This is a genomic window from Micromonospora sp. NPDC049089 (genome assembly GCF_040648775.1).
GTDB lineage: Bacteria > Actinomycetota > Actinomycetes > Mycobacteriales > Micromonosporaceae > Micromonospora.
In genome coordinates this window covers 1-22,586 of record NZ_JBEZEH010000117.1, presented here as the reverse complement: position 1 = coordinate 22,586, position 22,586 = coordinate 1, and the positions used below count along the sequence as shown (strand labels likewise).

The following is a 22,586-nucleotide window of genomic DNA, read 5'->3' as shown; positions in this document are numbered from 1 at the left end:
CGGGGCGGCCCGGGTGGGGGGGGGGGGGCCCGGCCCCCCCGGGGGGGGGGGGGGGGGGGGGGCCCCCCCCCCCCGCCCCGCCCCCCCCCCCCCCCAGCCCGCAGGAGCCGTGCCGGTCGGCTCCCCGGGCGATCTCGCGGGCCCGGTTGGCGGCCCGGTGGTACGGGGTGGCGAGCAGCGCGTCCCCGTCGACGGTCAGCCGGTCGAGCGCGTCGGGCACCCCGACAGTGGCGAGGTGGTCGGCCTCGGCGGCCATCGCCAGCGGGTCCACCACCACGTGCCGGGACAGGTGCGTACGCACACCGGGATGGAAGGTGCCGGCGCCGAACTGCGCGAACGTGTGGTGCCGCCCGTCGCGCAGCACGACGTTGTGTGCCGCCTGCGCGCCCCCGTTGAAGCGGACCACCGTGTGCACGGGACGGGTGGCGCAGAGCCAGTCCACAACGGTGCCCTTGCCGGCGTCGCCGTAGCCGAGGTCGACCACCGCCACGTGGTTCACAGCCGGGTCACCCCGCTGGCCGTGTCGGTGAACGTCGGCAGCGTCGACACCTCGGCCCGCCGTCCCCGACCGAGGCGGGCCAGCGCCTTCGACACGGTCCCGGTGGCGCTGGAGCCGGCGCGGTCCAGGTCACGCAGGCCCTCGTCCAGGTCGATGGCCTGCTCGCCGACGCCGATGGTGAGCGCGATGGTCTCGCAGACCGCGTCGAGGTCGTCGAGCACGACGGCGTTCTGCCCGAGCAGGTCCCGCCAGAAGTCGAGCACCGTGGCGTTGCCGGAGTAGTGGCTGCCGGTGGGGAGCAGGTAGTAGGTGTCCCAGCGGCGGGTCACCTCGTCGACGACCTGCCGCAGCGGCACGTCCTCGGAGAGGTCGTCCCCGATCAGGCCGGCCACCTCCCGGGCCTTCACCCGCTGGTACGCCAGCTCGTCGCCGATGATGAACAGGTAGCCGCGCCGGCCGCGCTTCTCCCAGTTGTCGGTGACCGTGTGCCGGGCCATGAAGTACATGGCCAGCTCGTACGACTCGCTCATCTGTCCGCCGCCACCGCCCTCCAGCACGATCCGGCCGAGGTCGTCGTCCATCCGGTTGTCCGACTCGAACTGGCCCACCTGCAACGGCACCCGGTCGCAGGTGGCGTCGCCGATGGCACCGAACATGATCTGCGGGTCGCTGGCGTAGCCCTGCCGTTGCAGCAGCCCGAGCAGTTGCGGCAGCTTGGTCTGCAGGACCCGCGGCACCGTGCGCATCGAGCCGGTCACGTCGAAGAGCACCGCGACGGGGGTCGACCGGGGGTGCTCGGCGGAGTCGCGGCTCTCGCGGGTCGCGTCCCTGGGGTCGAGCGCGGGGTGCACGGTGCGCGCCCCACTGTCGCTGTAGGAGAAGGCGCTCCTGCCGGTCGACCGGCGGTAGCGGTCGGCTGCGTCGTACACGTCGGTGGACCAGATTCCACTGCCCATGACAGCTCCTTAGGGGGTGAGGGTGAAGGGTCGGAAGGTGCGTGGCCCGTAGAGCCGGTCCAGCACCTGGTCGAGTTCGCGCAGCAGGCGCCAGGCGTCGTCGGGCCGGGCGCCCAAGGACCGTTGCCGGCAGCCCTGCGCGAAGGTGTGCAGCTCGCGGGGCGCGCGCGGGCCCATCAGCCAGCTCATGCAGTGGCTGGCCATCGCGATGTCGGTGCCCGGCCCGCACGGCTGCTTGTTGAGGACTTCCTCCGGGTCCCAGCCGTGGCCGGGGACCAGCGCCGGGATGGTGCTGCCGACAGCCGCGGAGAAGCACCAGTCGATCAGCACCACGCCGTGGGCGTCCGGCTCGATCAGCACGTGTCGGGGCACTACCGCGCCGTGCACCACGCCCGCGCGGTGGGCCAGGCCGAGCACGACCAGCAGTCGCCGCCACATCCAGGCGACGTCCCGGGCGTCCAGCCCGTCGGGGTACGCGCGCCGCACCTCGTCGAGGTCGTGCAGGCCGGGTGCGGTGGCGAGCACGTTGATCCGCCGTTCCGCGCCGGTGCTGGCGTCGCGGTGCCGGAACTCGTCGACCAGCCGGGGCACGTACGGCAGGTAGCGCGGGTCGCCGCGCTCGGCGATGGTGCGCAGGGCGTGCGCCTCGCGGGCCATCAGGTCGTTGTCGGTGGGCCGTCGGGGGAGCTTCAGCAGCCGGTCGTCGCCGACGTCGTAGAGGTCGGCGAGGTCACCCGAGTGGGCCGGCGCGCCGAGCCGGTAGTCGCCGAGGACTGTGGTCTGCCGGGCCCGCCACCGGGTGGTGACGTGGATGAACGCGTCGGTGGCTTCGGCGCGTACCCCGGGGTCTGTCGGCAGGCGGTCGGGGTGCAGGGCCGCGACCAGCTCGCGGTAGCGGCGGGCCGGCTGGTCGGCGCCGAACAGGTCCGCGTCGGTGCGGGCGGCCGCGACCAGGTGAATTGCCTCGGTGGCCCTCACCGCACCGTCTCCTCGCGGGCGGGGCGCAGCAGCGCCGGGTGCAGCAGGCGGGCGTCGCCGGCCCGGTAGAGGCGGGCGCGCGGGCCGCCCCGGGCACCACCGCGCTCAGTGCTGGCGCCGGTGCTCTCCACGAAGCCCGGCACGGAGAGCACCTTGCGGTGGAAGTTGCCGGCGTGCAGCGGGTGCCCCCAGACCGTCTCGTAGACGGCGCGCAGTTCGCTGATCGTGAACTCGGCGGCGAGGAAGCGGGTGGCGAGCGGGGTGTACTCCAACTTGGAGCGGGCCCGTTCCAACGCGTCGTCGATGATCCGGCCGTGGTCGAAGGCGAGCTGCCGGCTGGTCAACGCGGTCACCGGCAGCCAGATCGCCTCGTCGGCGTCGCTGCCGGCGGCCGGGTCCGGCAGGTCGGGGGCGAACGCGAGGTGGGCGATCGAGACGACCCGCATGCGCGGGTCGCGGTCGGGAGCGCCGTAGCTGCCCAACTGCTCCAGGTGTACGCGGAGCAGCTCCTCGCCGCCGAGCCCGGTCTCCTCGGCCAGTTCCCGTCCGGCGCCAGTGGTCAGGTCCTCGTCGGGGCGGACGAAGCCCCCGGGCAGCGCCCAGTGCCCGGCGAAGGGTGCCTCGCCGCGCCGGATCAGCAGCAGATGCAGTGCGCCGTCGCGGATGGTCAGCGCCACCACGTCGACGGTCACGGCGACCGACGGATAGGCCCGGGGGTCGTACGCGGCCAGGAAGTCCTGCTCGTTCATCACGTCTCTCTCACTTTGAGAACATCTCGCTCTGAGAACAACTTAGCGCAGAAGTGCGCGCCTGCCAAGCGCAGAGGCAAATCAGCGCACGGTGCGGTGCGGTGCGCTCAGCGCACGAAGCCCGTCAGGTGGGGTCGGCCCCGCGAGTCGTGCAGGGCGAACCCGCCCTCCGGCAGGAGCGCGAAGCTCACAGTGCTCGGCAGTGGCACGGGCAGCTTGAAGGCGACCTCGACGGTGTACGCGTCCGGCAGCCGGGCCTCCAGCGCGGCCAGGCAGCGCGCCTTGCTCCACATGCCGTGCACGATCGGCCGGCGGAAGCCGAACAGCCGCGCACCGAGTCGGGAGGTGTGGATCGGGTTGTGGTCGCCGGAGACCCGCGCGTACTCCGTACCGACGCGCGGTTCCACACGCCAGCGGGCGGTGGCCGTCGGTGCGGCGGGTCGCTCGCCGGGCTCGCGCCCGCCCGGCCCGCGCTCCCGACCGAGGTACGTCGAGACGCCGCGCCACACCTCCTCCCCGTCGACCGAGCCGACCAGCACCACGTCCACCTGCCGCCCCCGGTCGTGGGGGCGCAGGTTCTCCGCGTACGTGGTGAAGTCGAGGGTCTCGTCGGCGGTGATCGGGCGGTGCGTGGTGATCCGGTTGCCGACGTGCACCAGGCCGATCAGCGGGAGGGGGAAGTCCGGCGCTGTCATCAGGCGCAGGGCCAGCGGAAAGCCCATGACGTGCGGAAACGTCGCGGGCAGCCGATCGGTGAGCCGGAACCCGCAGACCCGGTCGTAGTCGGCGAGCTGCGCTCGCTCGACGCTCACCCCACCCACTGTCAACTCGACAGCCGGCAGGTCGGGCCCGCGCCGTCCACCCCCGAGGCCCGGTAGCACGCCGAGCAACGCCCGTCGGTGCAGCGCCCCGACCGCCGGCATCCGGGGCAGCTCGACCAGGCTGCGGCCGCCCGACTCCGGCCCCGCTCCCATCACGCCCCCAGCAGGCTCTGGCCGCAGACCCGGACCACGTTTCCGCTGACCGCGCCGCTGGCCGGCCAGGCCAGCCAGCCGATCGTCTCGGCCACGTCCACCGGCAACCCGCCCTGGGCCAGGCTGTTCATCCGCCGTCCCGCCTCGCGGACCACCAGCGGGATGCGCGCGGTCAGCCGGGTCTCGATGAAGCCCGGGGCCACCGCGTTGACGCTGATCCCGCGCTCCAGCAGGGCCGGCGCGAGTGAGTCGACCAGCCCGATCACGCCGGCCTTACTGGTGGCGTAGTTGGTCTGCCCCCGGTTGCCGGCGATCCCGGCGATCGACGAGACCGAGATAATCCGCCCACCGGTAGGGATCAGCTCCCGCTCCAGCAGTACGTCGTTGATCCGTTCCTGGCTGGAGAGGTTGACGTCGATCACCTGGTCCCACCGGTCGGCGTCCATCCGGCCCAGCGTCTTGTCCCGGGTGATGCCGGCGTTGTGCACCACCACGTCGACCCGGCCGTGCCGGCCGGCCAGGTGCTCCGCGAGTCGGGTCGGCGCGTCCGGCGCGGTCAGGTCGAGTTGGACGGCGGTGCCGCCGATGTCGTTCGCCACGGCGGCGAGCGCGTCACCGGCGGCCGGGATGTCCAGGGCCACCACCTTCGCGCCGTCGCGGGCGAGCACCTTCGCCAGCGCGGCACCGATGCCCCGTGCGGCGCCGGTGACCAGCACGACCTGCCCGTCCAGCGGGCGGTCCCAGTCGGCCGGGACGCTCGCCGCGCCGCCGCCGACCCGGATGACCTGCCCCGACACGTACGCGGACCGGCCGGACAGCAGGAACCGGAGAGTCGATTCGAGGCTCGTGCGCGTGCCGGCGGCGTCGCTGTCGCGGGCGACGTGGACGAGTTGCGCGGTGGTGCCCCGGCCGAACTCCTTGCCGATGCTGCGGACCAGCCCTTCGAGGGCGCGCTGGGCGGTCGCCTCGCGGGGTGTCGGGCACTCCTGCGGCGGGGTGCCCAGCACGATCACCCGGCCGCTGGGCAGCACGGCCCGAGCCTGCGGGTGGAAGAAGTCGTAGAGCTGACGCAGCTCGGTCGAGTCGGTGATCCCGGTGGCGTCGAAGAGCAGAGCTCCGTGCCGCTGCGAGGTGCCGGCGGCCGGGTCGGCCAGCTCGACCCCGGCGCTGGTGAGCATCTTGGCAACCGGCTCGGCGAGCCGGCCGCCGGTGGCCGCGCCGAGCAGGGCCGGGCCGGGCAGCAGCGGGTCGCCGGGGTGGTGCCGGCGCAGTCGGGGCGGGTCGGGCAGCCCGAGGCGCTTGACCAGCGCGCGGCCGGCGGCCGATTGGACAAAGCTCGCGTACCTGTCGGTCATGGGCGTAGCCTACTGGCGAGTAGGGTTCGAGCAACATATGTCGAGGAGGCGGATCGTGCAGAGCATTCGGCGGGTCGCGGTCATCGGGGGCAACCGCATCCCCTTCGCCCGCTCCAATTCCCGCTACGCGGACGCGTCGAACGCGGACCTGCTCGGCGCGGCGCTCGACGGCCTGATCGCCCGCTACGGGCTGGCCGGGCAGCGCATCGGCGAGGTGGTCACCGGGGCGGTGCTCAAGCACTCCCGCGACTTCAACCTCACCCGTGAGGTGGTCCTCGGCTCCCGCCTCGACCCCCACACCCCGGCGTACGACATCCAGCAGGCCTGCGGCACCGGCCTGGAGGCGACCATCCTGGTCGCCAACAAGATCGCCCTCGGTCAGCTCGACGTGGGCATCGCCGGCGGTGTCGACACCACCTCCGACGCCCCGCTCGCCGTCAACGAGGAGATGCGCCGCACGCTGCTCAAGCTCAACTCGGCCCGTACGCTGGGCGAACGGCTCAAGATCGCGGCAAAGCTGCGCCCGTCCCAGCCGTTCAAGCCGGAGATCCCGCGCAACGCCGAGCCGCGTACCGGGCTGTCCATGGGCGACCACGCCGCCCGGACCGCAGTGCGCTGGCAGATCGACCGGCGCTCCCAGGACGAGTTGGCGCTGCGCTCACACCAGCGCCTTGCCGCCGCGTACGACAGGGGCTTCTTCGACGACCTGATGACGCCGTACCTGGGGCTCACCCGGGATGCGAACCTTCGCCCGGACAGCAGCTTGGAGAAGCTCGCCTCGCTGAAGCCGGTCTTCGGCACCCGTGGCCCGGACGCCGAGCACGCCACCATGACGGCCGGCAACTCGTCACCCCTCACCGACGGCGCGTCCACTGTGCTGCTGGCCAGCGAGGAGTGGGCGGCGGCGCACCACCTGCCCGTGCTGGCCTGGTTCAGTTGGTCGGAGACGGCGGCGGTGGACTTCGTGCACGGCGACGAGGGGTTGCTGATGGCACCCGCGTACGCGGTGCCCCGGATGCTGGCCCGTGCCGGGCTGACGTTGCAGGACTTCGACTACTACGAGATCCACGAGGCGTTCGCGTCGCAGGTGCTGGCCACCCTCGCCGCCTGGGAGTCGCCGGAGTTCGCCAAGGACCGGCTCGGCCTGGACGCGCCGCTCGGCGCTGTCGACACCGACCGGCTCAACGTCAACGGTTCGTCGCTGGCCGCCGGGCATCCGTTCGCCGCCACCGGCGGGCGCATCGTGGCGACCCTGGCGAAGCTCCTGGCCGAGCGGGGCAGCGGGCGTGGGCTGATCTCCATCTGCGCCGCCGGTGGTCAGGGCGTGACCGCCATCCTGGAGCGCTGAACGGCGCGTGCACGGCGACGCCCGCCGGACCCGAGGGTCCCGGCGGGCGTCGATCGTGCGGTGGGGCTCAGCCGAGGGTGAACTTCTCCCAGGTGCTGATGGAGGGGCCGTTGGCGATCAGCGGCTTGGACCCTGCGCCGTCGGCGCTGACGTACTTGTTGTTGATGGTGGCCTTGAAGCTGACGGTGCCGTCGCTGTTGCGGACGATGATGAATCGTTCCCAGGTGCTTGCGGTCGGGCCGTTCGCGATCAGCGGCTTGGTGCCTGCGCCGTCGGCGGACACGTAATGGTTGTTGACGCGGGCGAGGAGGCCGACCTGCCCGTTGCCGAGATCGACCACGTCGAACCGCTCCCAGAGGCTGGCCGTGGGAGCGGAGGCGATCAACGGCTTGGTTCCCGCGCCGTCAGCGCTGACGAAGCGGCCGTTGACCTTCGCCTTCAAGGACCGGTTCGCGTCCGGTACGACGACCAGGAGAAACTTCTCCCAGGTGCCGATGGTGGACCGGCTGGCACTCAACGGAAGGGCTCCGCTTAAATCGGCGGTCACGTACTGGTTGGTGGTGGGGGTCTGGAGGCTGATGGTGCCGTCGCTGTTGCGCACCAGCGTGAACGCCTCGCGTACGTTCACGACCAGGCTGTCCGCTGTCAACGTGGCGAGGTCGAACTGGGAGACGGCGACGTAGCGCCCGGCCGCCCGGGAGAAGAGGGCGACCTTGCCGTTGCCGGCGTCCGCCAGGTCGAACTGCGCGATGGTGTTCGGTTCGGCCTCGTTCGGTCGAAGCCCGTGGCTTTTCTCGTAGCTCACGTAGCGGCCGTTGGACAGGGCGCGCAGACCCACCGTCCCGGTCGGCCGCAGGACGCTCATCAGCCTGCTGTGAGCCGCCGACCGCCCGTCGGTGCCGGTGACGATGACGTTGACGACGTAGAGGTCCGGCTTCGTGTAGGTGTGCGAGGCGGTCGGGCTCGTCTGGGTGACGGTGCTGCCGTCACCGAACGAGAACTGGTAGGACGCGATCGGGCTGAGGCCGGGGGTGGAGGCGGACGCGTCCACAGTCACCGATTGCGCCTGGAGATTCAGGGCGACGTCGAAGGACACCACCGGGGCGCGGACGGCCTCCACGGCACCACGGTCGGCGTAGGTGAGCGGGCCGGCCCCGGTGTTCGCTATGGCCGGGTCGTCGATGCGCGGCCAGCCGGCACGGTCGAGGGTCGGGTAACCGGGGGCGGCCGAGTTCGCCGAGTCGATGTTGTCCTTGGCCTGTCCCGTCTCGCGGTCGTGCGCGGCCTGGCCGGACGCGGCCCGGAACGCGGCGAGGCTCATCCGGGTGTTCCAGGCGTAGATCTCCGGGGAGTCGTTGTTGTAGTGGTGGGCGTTGTTGTAGTCGACCACCGTCTTCCCGACGGCACCGCCGTAGACGCCGATCTCGACACCGTCGAGGTATGCCGGGTCGCAGTAGCCCTGGTTGAAGAAGCCGTTCGTGATCAGCACGTTGTTCTGCACTGAGACGCCGGACGAGGCTCCGTCGACGCGGATGCCGTCGCGGCAGCGGTCCTTGATGGTGTTGTTGGTGATCGCCGTGCCGGTGCCACCGTTGTTGTGCACGCCGTGGCCGGGGCCACCGTCGATCTGGTTGTTGGCCACCACAGTGTCGACCGCACCCACCCCGATGGCGACTGCCGCTGCGGTGAAACCGCTGACCTTGCTGTCGAGGATGCTGACTCTCGGCCCGTCGACCCGAACGCCGACGCCGTCGGAGGGTGTCCGGTACCCGGCGCTGCTCAGTACGTTCACGGATTTGACCAGCACGTCGCTGCTCGCGGCGTCGATGATGATTCCGGCGTTCAGGGTCGGCCCGCTGGCGGTGATCTGCTTCAGCGTCGATCCTGTGACACCGGCCAACCGGACCGCGGGCGCGGTCGAGGAGGTGTCCATCGCGAAGTTGCCGCCCTGGATGGTGATCCGCGAGGAGTTGCGCAGGTCGAGGCCGGGCAGCGCGCTTGTCGATCCGTTGGCGCGCAGATTCTTGAGTACGACATCGTGCTGGCCGTCGATCACGAAGCCGGCGGTCGCACCGATCAGAGTTGCCACGTCACTGGCGAAGAAGGTGACTGGCTGCTCAGGCGTGCCGGACGTGGGGATCGTGACGCGTTCCCGGTAGTTGCCGCCGCCGACGTCCACCGTCTGGCCGGCCGTGACCACTGCGGCCGCAGCGCCGATGGTGCAGAACGGTTGCGCCAAGGTCCCCGGGTACTGGTCGGAGCAGTTCGCGGTGGGATTCTGTCGGACGTAGAGCGTCGTCGGAGCGTCCGCCTGGGCCGGCAGGATGGTGCCCACCAGGGCACCACCGGTCAGCACGACGGTCGCGAGACCAGAAAGGAGGGATTTACCCATGCTTTGCCTCGGGGATGAGGAGGAGCCGGCGGTCGCCGGGAGTCAGATAAAGGTGATCATGCATCACCGGCCGATTGAGGCGCTGACCGCAGTGACAAAACGGCCACTCCGCCGGTGTGTGCAAGGCGACGCCCGCCGGACTTGAGGGTTCCGGCGGGCGTCGACAGTGCGGTAGGGCTCAGCCGAGGATGAACCTCTCCCAGGAGCTGACGACCGGGCCGCTGGCGATCAGTGGCTTGCTGCCCGCGCCGTCCGCGCTCACGTACTTGTTGTTGATGGCGGCCTTGAAGCTGACAGTGCCGTCGCTGCTGCGGACCATTGTGAACCGCTCCCAGGTGCTGGCAGTCGGTGCGTTCGCGATCAGCGGCTTGGCCCCAGCGCCGTCGGCGGACACGAAGTGGTTGTTGACACGGGCGAGAAGGCCGACCTGCCCGTTGCCGAGATCCACCACGTCGAACCGCTCCCAGGTGCTGGCGGTCGCCGCGCTCGCGATCAACGGCTTGGCCCCCGCGCCGTCGGCGCTGACGAAGCGACCGTTGACCTGCGCCTTCAGGGACCGGTTCGCATCCGGTACGACGACCAGGAGGAACTTCTCCCAGGTGCCGATGGAGGGCCGGCTGGCGCTCAGCGGAGTGGCGCTGTTGACGTCCGCGGTCACGTACTGGCTGGTGATGGGGGCCTGGAGGCTGATGGTGCCGTCGGCGTTGCGCACCAGCTTGAACGACTCGTGTACGTCCACCAGAACGCTGTCCGCTGTCAATGTGGCGAGGTCGGACTCAGCGACGGCGACGTAGCGACCGACCGCCCGGGAGAAGAGGGCGACCCTGCCGTTGCCGGCGTCCGCCAGGTCGAACTGCGCGATCGTGCTTGGTTCGGCCTGGTTCGGTCGAAGCCCGTAGCTCTTCTCGTAACTGACGTAGCGGCGGTTGGACAGGGCGCGCAGACCGACGGTCCCGGTCGGCCGCAGCATGCTGATCTGCCTGCCGTAAGTCCCCGACCGACCGTCGGTGCCAGTGACCGTGACGGCGATCCGGTAGGAGCCCGGGTTCGCGTAGGTGTGCGAGGCGATCGGGTTCGTCTGGGTGACGGTGCTGCCGTCGCCGAACGAGAACTGGTAGGACGCGATCGGACTGAAGCCGGGGAGGGAGGCGGACGCGTCCATAGTCACCGAGCGCGCCTGGATGTTCATGGCGACGTCGAACCGCACCTCCGGGCTCCGGACGGCTTCCACGGTGCCACGGTCGGCGTACGTTATCGGGCCGGCGCCGGTGTTCGGCACGCCCGGATCGTCGACGCGCGGCGCGCCGCCGCGGGCGAGGGTCGGGTAACCGGGGGCGGCCGAGTTCGCCGAGTCGATGTTGTCCCGGGCCTGCCCCGTCTCGCGGTCGTGTGCGGCCTGGCCGGACGCGGCCCGGAACGCGGCAAGCGACATCCGGGTGTTCCAGGCGTAGATCTCCGGGGAGTCGTTGTAGTAGTGGTGCGCGTTGTTGTAGTCGACCACCGTCTTTCCGACGGCACCGCCGTAGACGCCGATCTCGACCCCGTCCAGCACCTTGCTGTCGCAGTAAGCCAGATTGAAGTAACCGTTCAGAGCAAGCACGTTGTTCTGTACGGAGACGCCGGACGAGGCTCCGTCGACGCGGATGCCGTCGCGGCAGCGGTCCTTGATGGTGTTGTTGGCGATGGCCGTGCCGGTGGCCCCGTTGTTGTGCACGCCGTGGCCGGCGCCCCCGGAAATCACGTTGTTGGCCACCACGGTGCCGGCCGCGGTGGGCCCGAGCGCGATCGCCGCGTTGCTGAAGCCGTCGACGCTGCCACCGATGTACGAGTTGCGCTGCCCGTCGATCCGGACGCCGACCGTGTTGTCGGCAAGGATGTAGTTGGCATAGCCCTGCACGCTCGTGTCCTGGATGGCCACGTCACTGCTGGCGGAGTCCATGGTGATGCCGGCGCTGGCGGTCAACCCGCTGACCGTGATCTTCGACAGGCTCGAGCTGGTCACGCCGGCGAACCGGATCACCGGTGACGTCGCGGGAGTGTTCAGGGCGTAGGTGCCGCCCCGGATGGTGAGGCCCGAGGAGTTGCGCACGTCCAGGGCCGGCACGTCGCCCGACCCGACGACGCGGAGGTTCTGGAGCACCACATCGTGCTGGCCGTCGATCACGAAGCCGGCCGTCGCGCCGATCAGGGTCGCCGCGGAACTGGAGGTGGTGACGAACGTTACCGGCTGCTCCGGCGTGCCGGACGCGCCGATCGTGACGCGCTCCCGGTAGGTGCCGCCGCCGACGTCGACGGTCTGCCCGCCGGTGACGATCGCTGCTGCGGCTCCGACGGTGCAGAACGGCTGCGCCAACGTGCCCGGGAACTGGTCCGAGCAGCCGGTGGCGGCATTCTGCCGAACGTAGAGCGTCGTCGGAGCGGCCGCCTGGGCGGGCAGCGCGGTGCCCACCAGGGTGCCGCTGATCAATAAGGCGGTCGCGAGACCGGCGAAGAAGGATTTACGCATGCGCGCCTCGAAGAGGAGGAGGATCCGGCGACGCCGGAAGTCAGATAAGGCGATTTTGCATGATCGACAAGTGAGGTGCTGACCTGGGTGACAAAACGGCCACCCGTCAGTGAGATGCAACAAGAAGTTCCTGATCTCTTCATCGGGTGGCCCGTTGCTGGCAAGGCCGCCCGATCGCCTCCGTCACCCGCTGACGAGCCGCGCTGACGCGTACGCGACGACGCCCGCCAGACCGTGCGGCCTGGCGGGCGTCGAGGTGGTGATTTTCAGCCGAGGGTGAACTTCTCCCAGGTGCTGATGGCCGGGCCGTTGGCGATCAGTGGCTTGCTGCCCGCGCCGTCGGCGCTGACGTACTTGCTGTTGATGCCGGCCTTGAAGGTGACCGTGCCGTCGCTGTTGCGGACCATCGTGAACCGTTCCCAGGTGCTGACGGCCGGGCCGTTGGCGATCAGCGGCTTGGTGCCCGCGCCGTCGGCGGACACGAAGCGGCTGTTGGCGCGGGCGAAGAGGGCGATCTGGCCGCTACCGAGGTCGGCGATGTCGAACCGCTCCCAGCTGCCGACGGTCGCCGCGCTTGCGATCAGCGGCTTCACACCGGCACCGTCGGCTATCACGTAGCGGCCGTTCACGCTGGCCTTCAGCGACCTGTTCGCGTCCGCGACCGGCACCTGGGCGAACTTCTCCGAGGCGCTGATGGTGGACCGGCTGGCGCTCATCGAGACGGTGCCGCTGGCGTCGGCGGTGACGTACAGGTTGTTGCTCGCCTTGAGGCTGACGGTGCCGTCACTGTTGCGGACGACAGTGAACTTCTCCGACGTGCCAACCACCTGGCCCGCGGCGTTCAGGGACTCGTTGGCCGACTGCGTGACGTAACGGCCGTTGGACCGCGCGACGAGGGCCACCTGGCCGTTGCCGGCGTCCGCCAGGTCGTACTGCGCGGCGGCGGTCAACCCGGCCTGGTTCGGCAGGAGAACCGACGCGGACGTTCCCACGTAGCGACGGTTCGACATCGCGAGCAGTCCCACGGAAGCGGTCCGCCGCAGCACGCTGACCTGCTCGGCGCTGCTGCCGGTCAGGCCGTCGGTCCCATGGGGGGTGACGGTGACGTTGTAGGTGCCCGGCGTGGCGTACTTGTGCGTGGCGATCGGACTGGACTGGCGGGTAGAGGAGGTTCCGTCGCCCCAACTGAACTCGTAATCACGGATCGGGACGAAGCCCGGCGTCGAGGCGGAGGCGTCCACCCTGACCGTGCTCGTGGCGAGGTCCACTGTGGCGTCGAAGGACGAAACCGGGTGTTTGATGGATTCGGCAGCGCCACGGTCGGCGTACGCAATCGGGCCGGTGCCGGTGTTCGGCACCGCCGGGTCGTCCCGGCGTGGCTTGCCCTCGGTGTCGAGCTCCTGGTAGCCGGGCGCCGTCGAGTTCGCCGAGTCGACGTTCTCCCGGACATCCGAGGTGTACCGGTCGTGTGCGGCCTGCCCGGAGACGGTGCGGAACTGGGTGAGACCCATCCTGGTTCCGTTCCACGAGTAGCCGGTCGCGGTCGCGGACTGGTGCCAGGTGTTGTTGTAATCGATCACGGTGCCGCTCACCGCGGCGTCGTGGACCGCGATCTCAGCGCCCTCGGGCGCCTGCGGGTCGCAGTAGCCCTGGTTGAAGGCGGCGTTGTTGCGGAGCACGTTGTTCTGCACCGAGACCTGCGACGATGCACCGTCAACCTGGATGCCGCCCAGGCAGCGGTCCTGGATCTCGTTGTTGGCGATGGCAGTGCCCACGGCTCCGCGGTTGTGGATGCCGTACCCGATCCCGCCCTTGATCCGGTTGTTGGCGATCACCGTCCCGGCGGCGGCAGGGCCCACCGAGATGGCAGCTCCGGAGAAGCCGGCAACATCGCCGTCGATGATCGTGCTGCGCGGCCCGTCGACTCGAATGCCCACGCCGCTATCGGCGGCGACGTGGTTCGGGGCGGTCGACACCAGCGTGTTGCTAACGCGCACGTCGCTGGTGGAGGCATCCATCGTCAATCCGTCGGCGAGCGCCGCTCCGGTGGCGATGAGGCCATCCAGCCATGTCCACGTCGCATTGGCGAGTCGGATGGCGGGCGCGGTGGCGACGTTTGCCATGGTGAATCTGCCGCCCGCGACCACTACGTTCGAGGCGTTTCGCAGATCGAGGGCGGGCACGTCGGCAGACCCACTGACATTGATTCCCTCGATATAGATGTCGTGCTGGCCGTCGACGACCAGCCCCGCGTTCGGACCGACGAGCGTCACCGGGGTGCGAGGGGTCTTGGCGACGAAAGCGATTCCCGATTCCGGGGTGCCAGAGCTGGTGATGGTGACGCGCTCGGCGTAGGTGCCGCCGTCGATCCAGACCTCCCCGGGGGCGGTCACCACGGCGGCTGCGGCACCGATCGTGCAGAACGGCGTGTCGTCGGAGCCAGGCCCCTGGTCGGAGCAGTTCGCGTCGGCCTGCCTGACGTGCAGAAGCATCACAGGGTCGTCTGCCTGGGCGGGTGCGCCGGTGGCCAGAAGGGTGCCGCCGGTTACCGCGATCGCGGTGAGGCCGGCAAGGGATCTTCTACGCATGCATGCCCTCTGTCGTGAAGGTGGGATTCGGCTCTGCCGGAGATCAGATGGAGACCATGATCCGATACCGGCTGGTAGCTGTACCGCCCCGGGCGACAAAACGGCCACTCGGCCCCACCGGCACCCGCCCTGGCCTGCCGGCCGCACGGGCCGCCGGGTAGGAGAGAATGAGGCACGTGACGACGATCCCCAACGTGCTTGCCAACCGGTACGCCTCGCCCGAACTGGTCGCCCTCTGGTCCCCGGAGGAGAAGGTCCGGATGGAGCGGCGGCTCTGGCTCGCCGTTCTCCGCGCTCAGCGCGACCTGGGAGTGCCGGTGCCGGACGGCGTTGTCGAGGCGTACGAGCGGGTGCTCGACCAGGTCGACCTCGCCTCGATCGCCGAGCGGGAGCGGGTCACCCGGCACGACGTGAAGGCCCGGATCGAGGAGTTCAGCGCGCTCGCCGGGCACGAGCACGTGCACAAGGGGATGACCTCCCGCGACCTCACCGAGAACGTCGAGCAGCTCCAGGTGCGCGCCTCGCTGGAGCTGATCCGCGACCGGGTGGTGGCCACCCTGGCCCGGTTGGCCTGGCTGGCCCACGAGCACTCCGAGCTGGTCATGACCGGCCGGTCGCACAACGTGGCGGCGCAGGCCACCACGTTGGGCAAGCGCTTCGCGTCGGCGGCCGAGGAGCTGCTGATCGCGTACGAGCGGCTGGAGGATCTGATCGCCCGCTACCCGCTGCGGGGGATCAAGGGACCGGTCGGCACGGCCGCCGACCAGCTCGACCTCTTCGAAGGTGACGCCGACAAGGTGGCCGAGTTGGAGCGGCGGGTCGCCGAGCACCTGGGCTTCTCCCGGGTACTGGACAGCGTCGGGCAGGTCTATCCGCGCTCGCTCGACTTCGACGTGCTGGCCGCGCTGGCCCAGACGGCCGCCGCGCCGTCCTCGCTGGCCACCACGATTCGGTTGATGGTCGGCCAGGAGCTGGCGACCGAGGGCTTCAAGCCGGGTCAGGTCGGTTCCAGCGCGATGCCGCACAAGATGAACACCCGTTCCTCGGAGCGGGTGAACGGCTTCGCCGTGATCATCCGGGGTTACCTGTCGATGGTCGGCGAGCTGGCCGGTGACCAGTGGAACGAGGGGGACGTGTCCTGCTCGGTGGTCCGCCGGGTGGCGCTGCCGGACGCGTTCTTCGCCGCCGACGGGCTGTTTCAGACGTTCCTCACAGTGCTCGACGAGTTCGGCTCGTACCCGGCAGTGATCAACCGGGAGCTGGAGCGGTTCCTGCCGTTCCTGGCCACCACGAAGATCCTGGTCGCGGCGGTCCGGCGAGGCGTCGGCCGGGAGGTCGCCCACGAGGTGATCAAGGAGCACGCGGTGGCGGTGGCCCTGGCGATGCGCGAGAAGGGCTCACCGGAGAACGACCTCTTCGACCGCCTGGCAGCGGACGGCCGACTCGGCCTGTCCCGCGCTGACATCGACACCCTGGTCGCCGACCGCAACGCCTTCGTCGGCGCCGCCCAGGCCCAGGTGGCAGCGGTGACGAGCCGCATCACCGCTGTGGTGACCGCCCACCCGGACGCCGCCACCTACAGCCCACCCCCCATCCTCTAGCTCCCACCCCGCCCCACCTGACCCACCCCGCCCCGCCCCTTCGGGTGATCAAGAGGTTTGCGTCATTTTCGATCTCCCTGATGACCGAAACCTCTTGATCAACAGGGGCAGAGGGGTGGGCCCGGTGGGTGGGTGGGTTACTCGCCGGTTGGGGTTTCTGCTGCGGTGCGGAGGTTGGGGGCGCTGGCGGGTTCGGCGATGCCGCCGAGAGATTCGGCGAAGGCCGGGTCGGTGGCGGTCTCCGCCGCGACCGCCGGCTGGTCGGCCGGCATGACCTCGGGCATCTTGGGTACGGCGACCACCGCCGTCCCGTACGCGCAGATCTCCATCCACATCTCGCCGCAGTCCCGGCTGTCGAACCGCATGCCGATCACCGCGTTCGCGCCGATCCGGAGGGCCTCCTCGCCGAGGCGGGTCACCGAGTCGGTGCGCCACCGGGTCAGGTTGTCCGGGGCCATCGGGTCGTACGCGCCACCGCGCAGGTTCTTCACACCCTCGCGGTACGGGTTGCGCGTCCTGGCCATCGATGACACCACCTCACCGAGAATCTGGCGGATCTCGTAGCCGGGCAGTTGCTCTGTCGTCACGACCAGCACGGTTCCGATGCTGTCAGGAGTGGCCCGACCCGATCGGGTGCATTGTTCACCTGATCGGATGCTGCAAAACGACGCGGCGCGGACGGCCGGCACGTGGCCGACCATCCGCGCCGAGCGGGGCGCTAACCGTCAGACACCGGCCACCGAGGTGATCCAGGCCCGGTTGTACGCGACGCTGCCGTAGTTCTGGATGCTCGACCCGTCGGCGGTGGAGGCGACGCCGACCTGCTGACCGTTGTAGAACTGCGGGCCGCCGGAGTCACCGCGCCAGGCGTTGCCGTTGATCCGGGTGCTGCGGATCGCCTGGCCGCCGTACGCGTCGGTGGCGCCGTTGCTGGTCACCCGGACGGTGGCGGTCTTGAGCTGGGTGGACGCCGAGCAGCCGCTGTAGCAGGTCATGCCCCAGCCGTAGATCGAGTTCGTCGAGTTGATCGGCGGGTTGCTGCTGGCCAGGCTGACCGCGGAGGTGCTGACGGTGCTGGAGAGCCGCATGAGCGCGAGGTCGTTGCGGGTGTAGGTGGCGCTGACCGTGCGGGTGACCCCGCCGGAGGTGCGGTTCACGCTTCCGACGCGCACCGACATGGTGCCGCTGATGCAGTGCCGGGCGGTGAGCACCCACTGCGCGGCGATGACGCTGCCGGAGCAGGTGAACGAGCCGTTGCTGAGCACCGCGGCTGCCCAGGGGGCGGACGAGACGGTGCCGCCGCCGATGATGGGTTGCGGGCCGGCGGGGGCGGCGGACGCGGCGGACGTGACGCCGAGGGCGCCGACCAGCGCGGTGCTGAGTACGGCGAGCAGGGGGCGGATGCGCATCGGGTGGACTCCTTGGACGGGGCGGGCCCGGGGTCGCCGGGCGCGGGCGGCGCCGGACGGCGGGGTTCCCGGCGCCGGCAGATCGACCTACGTCGATGTAGAGTAGGGCGCGACGCGAGCGTTATCAAGGAGACCATCGAGGTTGCCCAATGTAACGATTCGGCCACCCGCCGCGCCGTATATGTCCTGCTAGGGCCACCTGTAGCGCCTGACGTGTCACCCTGAGCGTCAGTAATGTCGATCACTGCCTGAACCGCACCCGGCCGGTGCGTCCGCGGCGATATCTGCCAGGTACGCTGGCTGCGCTCGCCCATTTGTGGGTCGGCACCCAACTGCGTACACAGTCAGGAGTGCCCAGTGCCTCGCGTCGTCGTCGACGTCATGCTCAAGCCCGAGATCCTTGATCCGCAGGGCCAGGCCGTCGCAAACGCGCTGCCCCGGCTCGGCGTCGGTGACGTCGCCTCGGTTCGGATCGGCAGGCGCATCGAGATCGAGTTCACCGGTGAACCGGACCTGGACCGCGCCCGGGAGATTGCCGACAAGCTGCTCGCCAACCCGGTCATCGAGGACTTCACCGTCCGCGTGGTCGAGGCCGACGAGACCGCGGACGCCCGCTCGTGACCGCCCGGGTCGGTGTGGTCACCTTCCCCGGCTCGCTCGACGACGGGGACGCGGCCCGGGCCGTCCGGATCGCCGGCGCTGAGCCGGTCCGACTCTGGCACGGCGATCCGGAGCTGCACGGTGTCGACGCGGTCGTCCTGCCCGGAGGTTTCTCCTACGGTGACTACCTGCGGTGCGGCGCCATCGCCCGGTTCGCCCCGGTGATGGAGACGATCGTGGACGCCGCTCGGAGTGGCCTGCCGGTGCTCGGCATCTGCAACGGCTTCCAGATCCTCTGCGAGGCGCACCTGCTGCCCGGCGCGCTCACCCGCAACCAGCACCTGCACTTCCGCAACCGGGACCAGGTCCTGCGCATCGAGTCGGCCGGGACGGCGTGGACCAACGCGTTCCAGCCCGGCCAGGAGGTGCTCATCCCGGTCAAGAACGGCGAGGGCTGCTACGTCGCGGACACCGCGACGCTGGACCAGCTCGAAGCCGAAGGTCGGGTGGTCGCCCGCTACGTCGGCGGCAACCCCAACGGGTCTCAGCGCGACATCGCCGCGATCACCAACGCCGCCGGCAACGTGGTCGGCATCATGCCGCACCCCGAGCACGCGGTGGAGGCGCTCACCGGCCCTTCGCTGGACGGCCTCGGCTTCTTCACGTCGGTCCTCAAGCACCTGGTCGGGGCGCCGGCATGAGTACGAGGAGCGGCTTCGGCGGGCACGAGCGCAGCGAGGAGAGGTCATGACCACCCATCCGGATCCGGTACGGGACACGCCGGAGGCGTACTCCGCCCCGGCGCAGCCGTCCGAGCCGAGCCCCGCGCAGCCGGCCGCACCGGCGACCGCTCCCGCCCAGCCGGCCGCCGCCGTCTGGGCCGAGGGCGTGGACACCGTGCCGCGCGCCGGTGGCACCCCGGGCGAGCTTCAGCCGTACACCGAGCTTGGTCTGCGCGACGACGAGTACGACCGGATCCGGCAGATCCTCGGCCGTCGGCCCACGCAGTCCGAGCTGGCGATGTATTCGATCATGTGGAGCGAGCACTGCTCCTACAAGTCGAGCAAGGTGCACCTGCGCCAGTTCGGCGAGAAGGCCCCGCACAGCGACCGGCTGCTCGCCGGCATCGGTGAGAACGCCGGTGTCGTGCAGATCTCCGACGAGCTGGCGGTGACCTTCAAGGTCGAGTCGCACAACCACCCGAGCTTCGTCGAGCCGTACCAGGGCGCGGCGACCGGCGTCGGCGGCATCGTCCGGGACATCCTCGCCATGGGCGCCCGCCCGGTCGCGGTGATGGACCCGCTGCGCTTCGGTGCCGCGGACCACCCGGACACCGCCCGGGTGCTCACCGGCGTGGTCGCCGGAGTGGGCGGCTACGGCAACTGCCTGGGCCTGCCCAACATCGGTGGTGAGCTGGTCTTCGACCCCTCCTACCAGGGCAACCCACTGCTCAACGCGCTCTGCCTGGGCGTGCTGCCGGTCAACCGGTTGCAGAACAAAGCCGCCGCCGGGCCGGGCAACGTTGTCGTCCTGATGGGCGCCAAGACCGGCCGTGACGGCATCGGCGGCGTGTCGGTGCTGGCCAGCGCCACCTTCGACGAGGGCAGCGAGGCGCGCCGACCCGCCGTGCAGGTCGGCGACCCGTTCACCGAGAAGCTGCTGATCGAGGCGTGCCTCGAGCTGTACGACGGCCAACTTGTCGTCGGCATCCAGGACCTCGGCGGCGCCGGCCTGACCTGCGCGCTCACCGAGACCGCCGCCGCTGCCGGCACCGGCATGCGGGTCTGGTTGGAGCGGGTGCCGCTGCGCGAGCCCTCGATGGACCCGCACGAGATCCTGGCCAGCGAGTCGCAGGAGCGGATGCTGCTGGTCGTCGAGCCGGACAAGCTCGACGCGGTGCTCAAGACCTGTGAGAAGTGGGGCGTTCTCGCCACCGCGATCGGTGAGGTCACCGCACCGGAGCCGGACGGCCGCCCGGGTCGCCTGCTGATCACCTGGCAGGACCACCTGGTCGTCGACGTGCCGCCGGGTTCGCTGGTGGACGACGGCCCGGTCTACGCCCGCCCGATGCGCGAGCCGGCCGACCTGATCCTGCTCCAGGCCGACCGGGCCGAGACGCTGCCCCGCCCGGCCGACCCGGACGCGCTGCGGGAGACCGTGCTGCGCATGATCGCGTCGCCGAACCTGGCCGACAAGACCTGGGTCACCGAGCAGTACGACCGCTACGTGCTGGGCAACACGGTGCTCGCCCAGCCGGAGGACGGCGGCGTGATCCGGATCGACGAGCGGACCGGCCTCGGTGTGGCGCTGTCGGTCGACGGCAACGGCCGGTACACCCGACTCGACCCGTACAACGGCACCAAGCTGGCCCTGGCCGAGGCGTACCGGAACGTCGCGGTGACCGGCGCGAAGCCGATCGCCGTGACCAACTGCCTCAACTTCGGCTCCCCGGAGGACCCGGGCGTGATGTGGCAGTTCGCCGAAGCCGTACGCGGCCTGGCGGACGGCTGCCTGGAGCTGGGCATCCCGGTGACCGGCGGCAACGTCAGCTTCTACAACCAGACCGGCGCGGCGGCCATCCACCCGACCCCGGTTGTCGGCGTGCTGGGCGTGCTGGACAACGTCGCCGACCGGGTGCCGATGGGCTTCGCGCCGCGCGCCGCTGGCGACCACGACCAGCTCTACCTGCTCGGCGAGACGAACGTGGAGCTGTCCGGCTCGGAGTGGGCCTGGGTGACGCACGAGCACCTCGGTGGTATTCCGCCGCAGGTCGACCTTCTCCGCGAGAAGGCGCTGGCCGAGCTGCTGGCCGAGGCGGCCCGCGTCGGTCACCTCAGCTCGGCACACGACCTCTCCGACGGGGGCCTGGCCCAGAGCCTGGTCGAGTCCTGCCTGCGTCGCGGCGTCGGTGCCCGGGTCGCGGTGCCGGAGCAGTTCGCCGAGGGCTCGATGCCGTTCGTCTACCTGTTCAGCGAGTCCGCCACGCGGGCGCTGGTCTCGGTGCCGCGCGGCCACGACAAGGCGTTCGCGGCGCTCTGCGCCGAGCGGGGCGTGCCGTTCGAGCTGATCGGCGTCACCGACCCGTCCGGTGGGGCGCTCGAGGTGCACGGCCAGTTCCGGATCGGCCTGGACGAGCTGCGTACCGCGCACACCGAGACGTTGCCGCGCCTCTTCGGGGGTTCGGCGTCCGTCGAGGTGCCCGCGCCGGCTGCCGGCGTGGCGGGTGCGGTCGAGGCCGTCCCGTTGCCGGGCGAGCCGGCCGAGCCGGTCGACGCGGCCGAGGTGGTCTCCGAGCCGATCGCATCCTCGGGTCCGTCTCCGGAGACCGGCGCGGTCGAGCCGATCGGGTCAGAGCAGCCGGGCGAGGTGTCCGAGCCTGACTCCGGTGTCACCGAGCCGTCGCCTGACGAGCGCTGAGGCGTTGACGGCCGCCGTCTACGGCCAGCCCGGATCGGGTGCCCGGTTCGACTGGGGGCTGACCGGGGCGGCCGAACTCGGCCGGGTCTGTGCGGCGCTGGTGGTGGTGGACGTTCTCTCGTTCACCACCGCCGTGGAGGTGGCGGTCGCCCGGGGGATGCGGGTGCACCCGTTCCCCTGGGGTGAGCAGGCGGCCGAGTACGCCGTCCGGGTCGGTGCGACCGCTGCGGTCGGGCGGCGGCAGACGACCGCGGAACATCCATGGTCGCTCTCGCCCGCCGCGCTGAGCAGCGCACCGGTGGTGGCGGACCTCGTGCTGCCCTCCCCGAACGGCTCGGCCATCAGCGCCGCCGCCAGCGCCACCGGCCTGCCGGTGGTCGCGGCGTGCCTGCGCAACGCGCGCGCCGTCGGGCACTGGCTGCGCCGCCAGGGGTACGGCACGCTGGACGCCCCGATCGGCGTGATCGCCTCGGGGGAACGGTGGCCGGACGGGTCGCTGCGACCGTCGGTGGAGGACCAACTCGGCGCCGCCTCGGTGCTGGACGCCCTCTCCGGTGTGCCCGGTGGGCTCTCGGTGGAGGCGGCCATGGCGCTCGCCGCGCTGGCGAGCACCCCGGACCTGCCCGCCGCGGTGCGCGGCAGCGTCTCCGGACGGGAGTTGACCGAGAGCGGCTTCGCCGCGGACGTGGACGTCGCCGTCCGGATCGGCGTGTCGGACGTCGTGCCGGTGCTCCACCAGGGCGTCTTCTCCGCCGCCTGACCGCGGACTGCCCGCGCCTGCCCCACGCCTGACCCGCGCTGGGCGCTCCCTGTGATCAACTCGGCTTTTCGGAAGTCGCGGTGTCCAGGTCTTCGGGATGGCCCGACTTCACTGATAGCGAGTGGGTCTTGCAGCGAAAACGGCCACCCGGATTTCCGGGTGGCCGTTTTCATGTGCTGTGGTGGGGTCAGTCGTCCAACCAGTCGAGGCGGCGACCGCCGCGCTCGGTCGGCGGCGGGGTGTCCGGTCGGTTCCGCCCGGCGGGCTGGCCGTAGCCGGCCTGGTCGTAGCCCCGGTCGTCGTAGCCGCCGCGCTGCTGCGGAGGCTCCTGACCGTAGTTGCCGCCCTGGTCGTAGCCGCCGGCGGGCTGGCCGTAGCCGGCCTGGTCGTAGCCCCGGTCGTCGTAGCCGCCGCGCTGCTGCGGAGGCTCCTGACCGTAGTTGCCGCCCTGGTC

The 22,586-nt window shown here is 70.9% G+C and carries 17 protein-coding genes and 1 pseudogene; 6 read left to right on the top strand and 12 right to left on the bottom strand.

What is annotated here, in order from left to right; all coding sequences use genetic code 11:
- From AB0B48_RS20260 to AB0B48_RS20235, 6 genes are all read right to left on the bottom strand, one after another.
- Positions 1-499, bottom strand: a 499-nt coding sequence (locus AB0B48_RS20260) for an adenylosuccinate synthetase (protein WP_357203724.1), incomplete at its 3' end; no start/stop codon positions are given.
- Entirely contained in the window at positions 496-1,455 is a 960-nt protein-coding gene (locus tag AB0B48_RS20255) for a hypothetical protein (RefSeq protein WP_357203722.1), read from the bottom strand. The genes AB0B48_RS20260 and AB0B48_RS20255, both read right to left, overlap by 4 nt.
- A 9-nt stretch (positions 1,456-1,464) precedes the next feature.
- Positions 1,465-2,433 (bottom strand): serine/threonine protein kinase, encoded by a 969-nt coding sequence (locus AB0B48_RS20250; RefSeq protein WP_357203720.1) that lies wholly within the window; start codon positions 2,431-2,433, stop codon positions 1,465-1,467.
- Positions 2,430-3,182, bottom strand: coding sequence for an NUDIX domain-containing protein (locus AB0B48_RS20245; protein WP_357203718.1), 753 nt, complete (start codon positions 3,180-3,182; stop codon positions 2,430-2,432). Before AB0B48_RS20245 ends, AB0B48_RS20250 begins: the two co-directional genes overlap by 4 nt.
- Positions 3,183-3,289: 107 nt before the next feature.
- On the bottom strand, positions 3,290-4,156 hold the full coding sequence (locus AB0B48_RS20240) for a MaoC/PaaZ C-terminal domain-containing protein (RefSeq protein ID WP_357203716.1): 867 nt from the start codon (positions 4,154-4,156) through the stop codon (positions 3,290-3,292).
- Entirely contained in the window at positions 4,156-5,511 is a 1,356-nt protein-coding gene (locus AB0B48_RS20235; RefSeq protein ID WP_357203713.1) for a 3-oxoacyl-ACP reductase, read from the bottom strand. The genes AB0B48_RS20240 and AB0B48_RS20235 overlap by 1 nt, the downstream gene beginning before the upstream one ends.
- A 55-nt stretch (positions 5,512-5,566) precedes the next feature.
- Between AB0B48_RS20235 and AB0B48_RS20230 the strand changes: the two genes are divergently transcribed.
- Positions 5,567-6,859 (top strand): acetyl-CoA C-acetyltransferase, encoded by a 1,293-nt coding sequence (locus AB0B48_RS20230; protein WP_357203710.1) that lies wholly within the window; start codon positions 5,567-5,569, stop codon positions 6,857-6,859.
- 67 nt (positions 6,860-6,926) lie between these two features.
- On the opposite strand, the gene AB0B48_RS20225 is transcribed toward AB0B48_RS20230, so the two are convergent.
- The 3 genes from AB0B48_RS20225 to AB0B48_RS20215 all read right to left on the bottom strand — a co-directional run bounded on the left by AB0B48_RS20225 (position 6,927) and on the right by AB0B48_RS20215 (position 14,453).
- Positions 6,927-9,251, bottom strand: a complete 2,325-nt coding sequence (locus AB0B48_RS20225) for a right-handed parallel beta-helix repeat-containing protein (protein WP_357203707.1) — start codon at positions 9,249-9,251, stop codon at positions 6,927-6,929.
- 178 nt (positions 9,252-9,429) lie between these two features.
- A complete protein-coding gene (locus tag AB0B48_RS20220) occupies positions 9,430-11,757 on the bottom strand; it encodes a PKD domain-containing protein (protein ID WP_357203704.1) in 2,328 nt (775 codons plus the stop codon).
- 266 nt (positions 11,758-12,023) lie between these two features.
- Positions 12,024-14,453 (bottom strand): PKD domain-containing protein, encoded by a 2,430-nt coding sequence (locus AB0B48_RS20215; RefSeq protein WP_357203701.1) that lies wholly within the window; start codon positions 14,451-14,453, stop codon positions 12,024-12,026.
- 68 nt (positions 14,454-14,521) lie between these two features.
- On the opposite strand from AB0B48_RS20215, the gene purB reads away from it, so the two are divergent.
- A complete protein-coding gene (gene purB, locus AB0B48_RS20210) occupies positions 14,522-15,946 on the top strand; it encodes an adenylosuccinate lyase (protein WP_357203698.1) in 1,425 nt (474 codons plus the stop codon).
- Between the two features lie 137 nt (positions 15,947-16,083).
- On the opposite strand, the gene AB0B48_RS20205 is transcribed toward purB, so the two are convergent.
- The gene (locus AB0B48_RS20205; protein WP_357203695.1) at positions 16,084-16,647 is read right to left on the bottom strand and encodes a YbjQ family protein; all 564 of its coding nucleotides are present in this window, start codon (positions 16,645-16,647) and stop codon (positions 16,084-16,086) included.
- Positions 16,648-16,671: 24 nt separating this feature from the next.
- On the bottom strand, positions 16,672-17,355 hold the full coding sequence (locus tag AB0B48_RS20200) for a trypsin-like serine protease (protein ID WP_355004709.1): 684 nt from the start codon (positions 17,353-17,355) through the stop codon (positions 16,672-16,674).
- Between the two features lie 357 nt (positions 17,356-17,712).
- Here AB0B48_RS20200 and purS point away from each other — a divergent pair, with 357 nt between their 5' ends.
- Genes purS through AB0B48_RS20180 form a run of 4 tightly spaced genes read left to right on the top strand, consistent with a single transcriptional unit; the run spans position 17,713 to position 22,132 of the window.
- Positions 17,713-17,976: a phosphoribosylformylglycinamidine synthase subunit PurS gene (gene purS / locus AB0B48_RS20195; protein WP_350854676.1), complete on the top strand. Its 264-nt coding sequence runs from the start codon at positions 17,713-17,715 to the stop codon at positions 17,974-17,976.
- A complete protein-coding gene (gene purQ, locus AB0B48_RS20190) occupies positions 17,973-18,656 on the top strand; it encodes a phosphoribosylformylglycinamidine synthase subunit PurQ (RefSeq protein WP_357203691.1) in 684 nt (227 codons plus the stop codon). The genes purS and purQ overlap by 4 nt, the downstream gene beginning before the upstream one ends.
- Before the next feature lie 46 nt (positions 18,657-18,702).
- On the top strand, positions 18,703-21,372 hold the full coding sequence (gene purL, locus AB0B48_RS20185) for a phosphoribosylformylglycinamidine synthase subunit PurL (RefSeq protein WP_357203688.1): 2,670 nt from the start codon (positions 18,703-18,705) through the stop codon (positions 21,370-21,372).
- 4 nt (positions 21,373-21,376) lie between these two features.
- Positions 21,377-22,132, top strand: coding sequence for a 2-phosphosulfolactate phosphatase (locus AB0B48_RS20180; RefSeq protein ID WP_112586203.1), 756 nt, complete (start codon positions 21,377-21,379; stop codon positions 22,130-22,132).
- Positions 22,133-22,319: 187 nt separating this feature from the next.
- Here AB0B48_RS20180 and AB0B48_RS20175 read toward each other — a convergent pair.
- Positions 22,320-22,586 (bottom strand): annotated as a pseudogene (locus tag AB0B48_RS20175) (hypothetical protein); the annotation flags it as partial.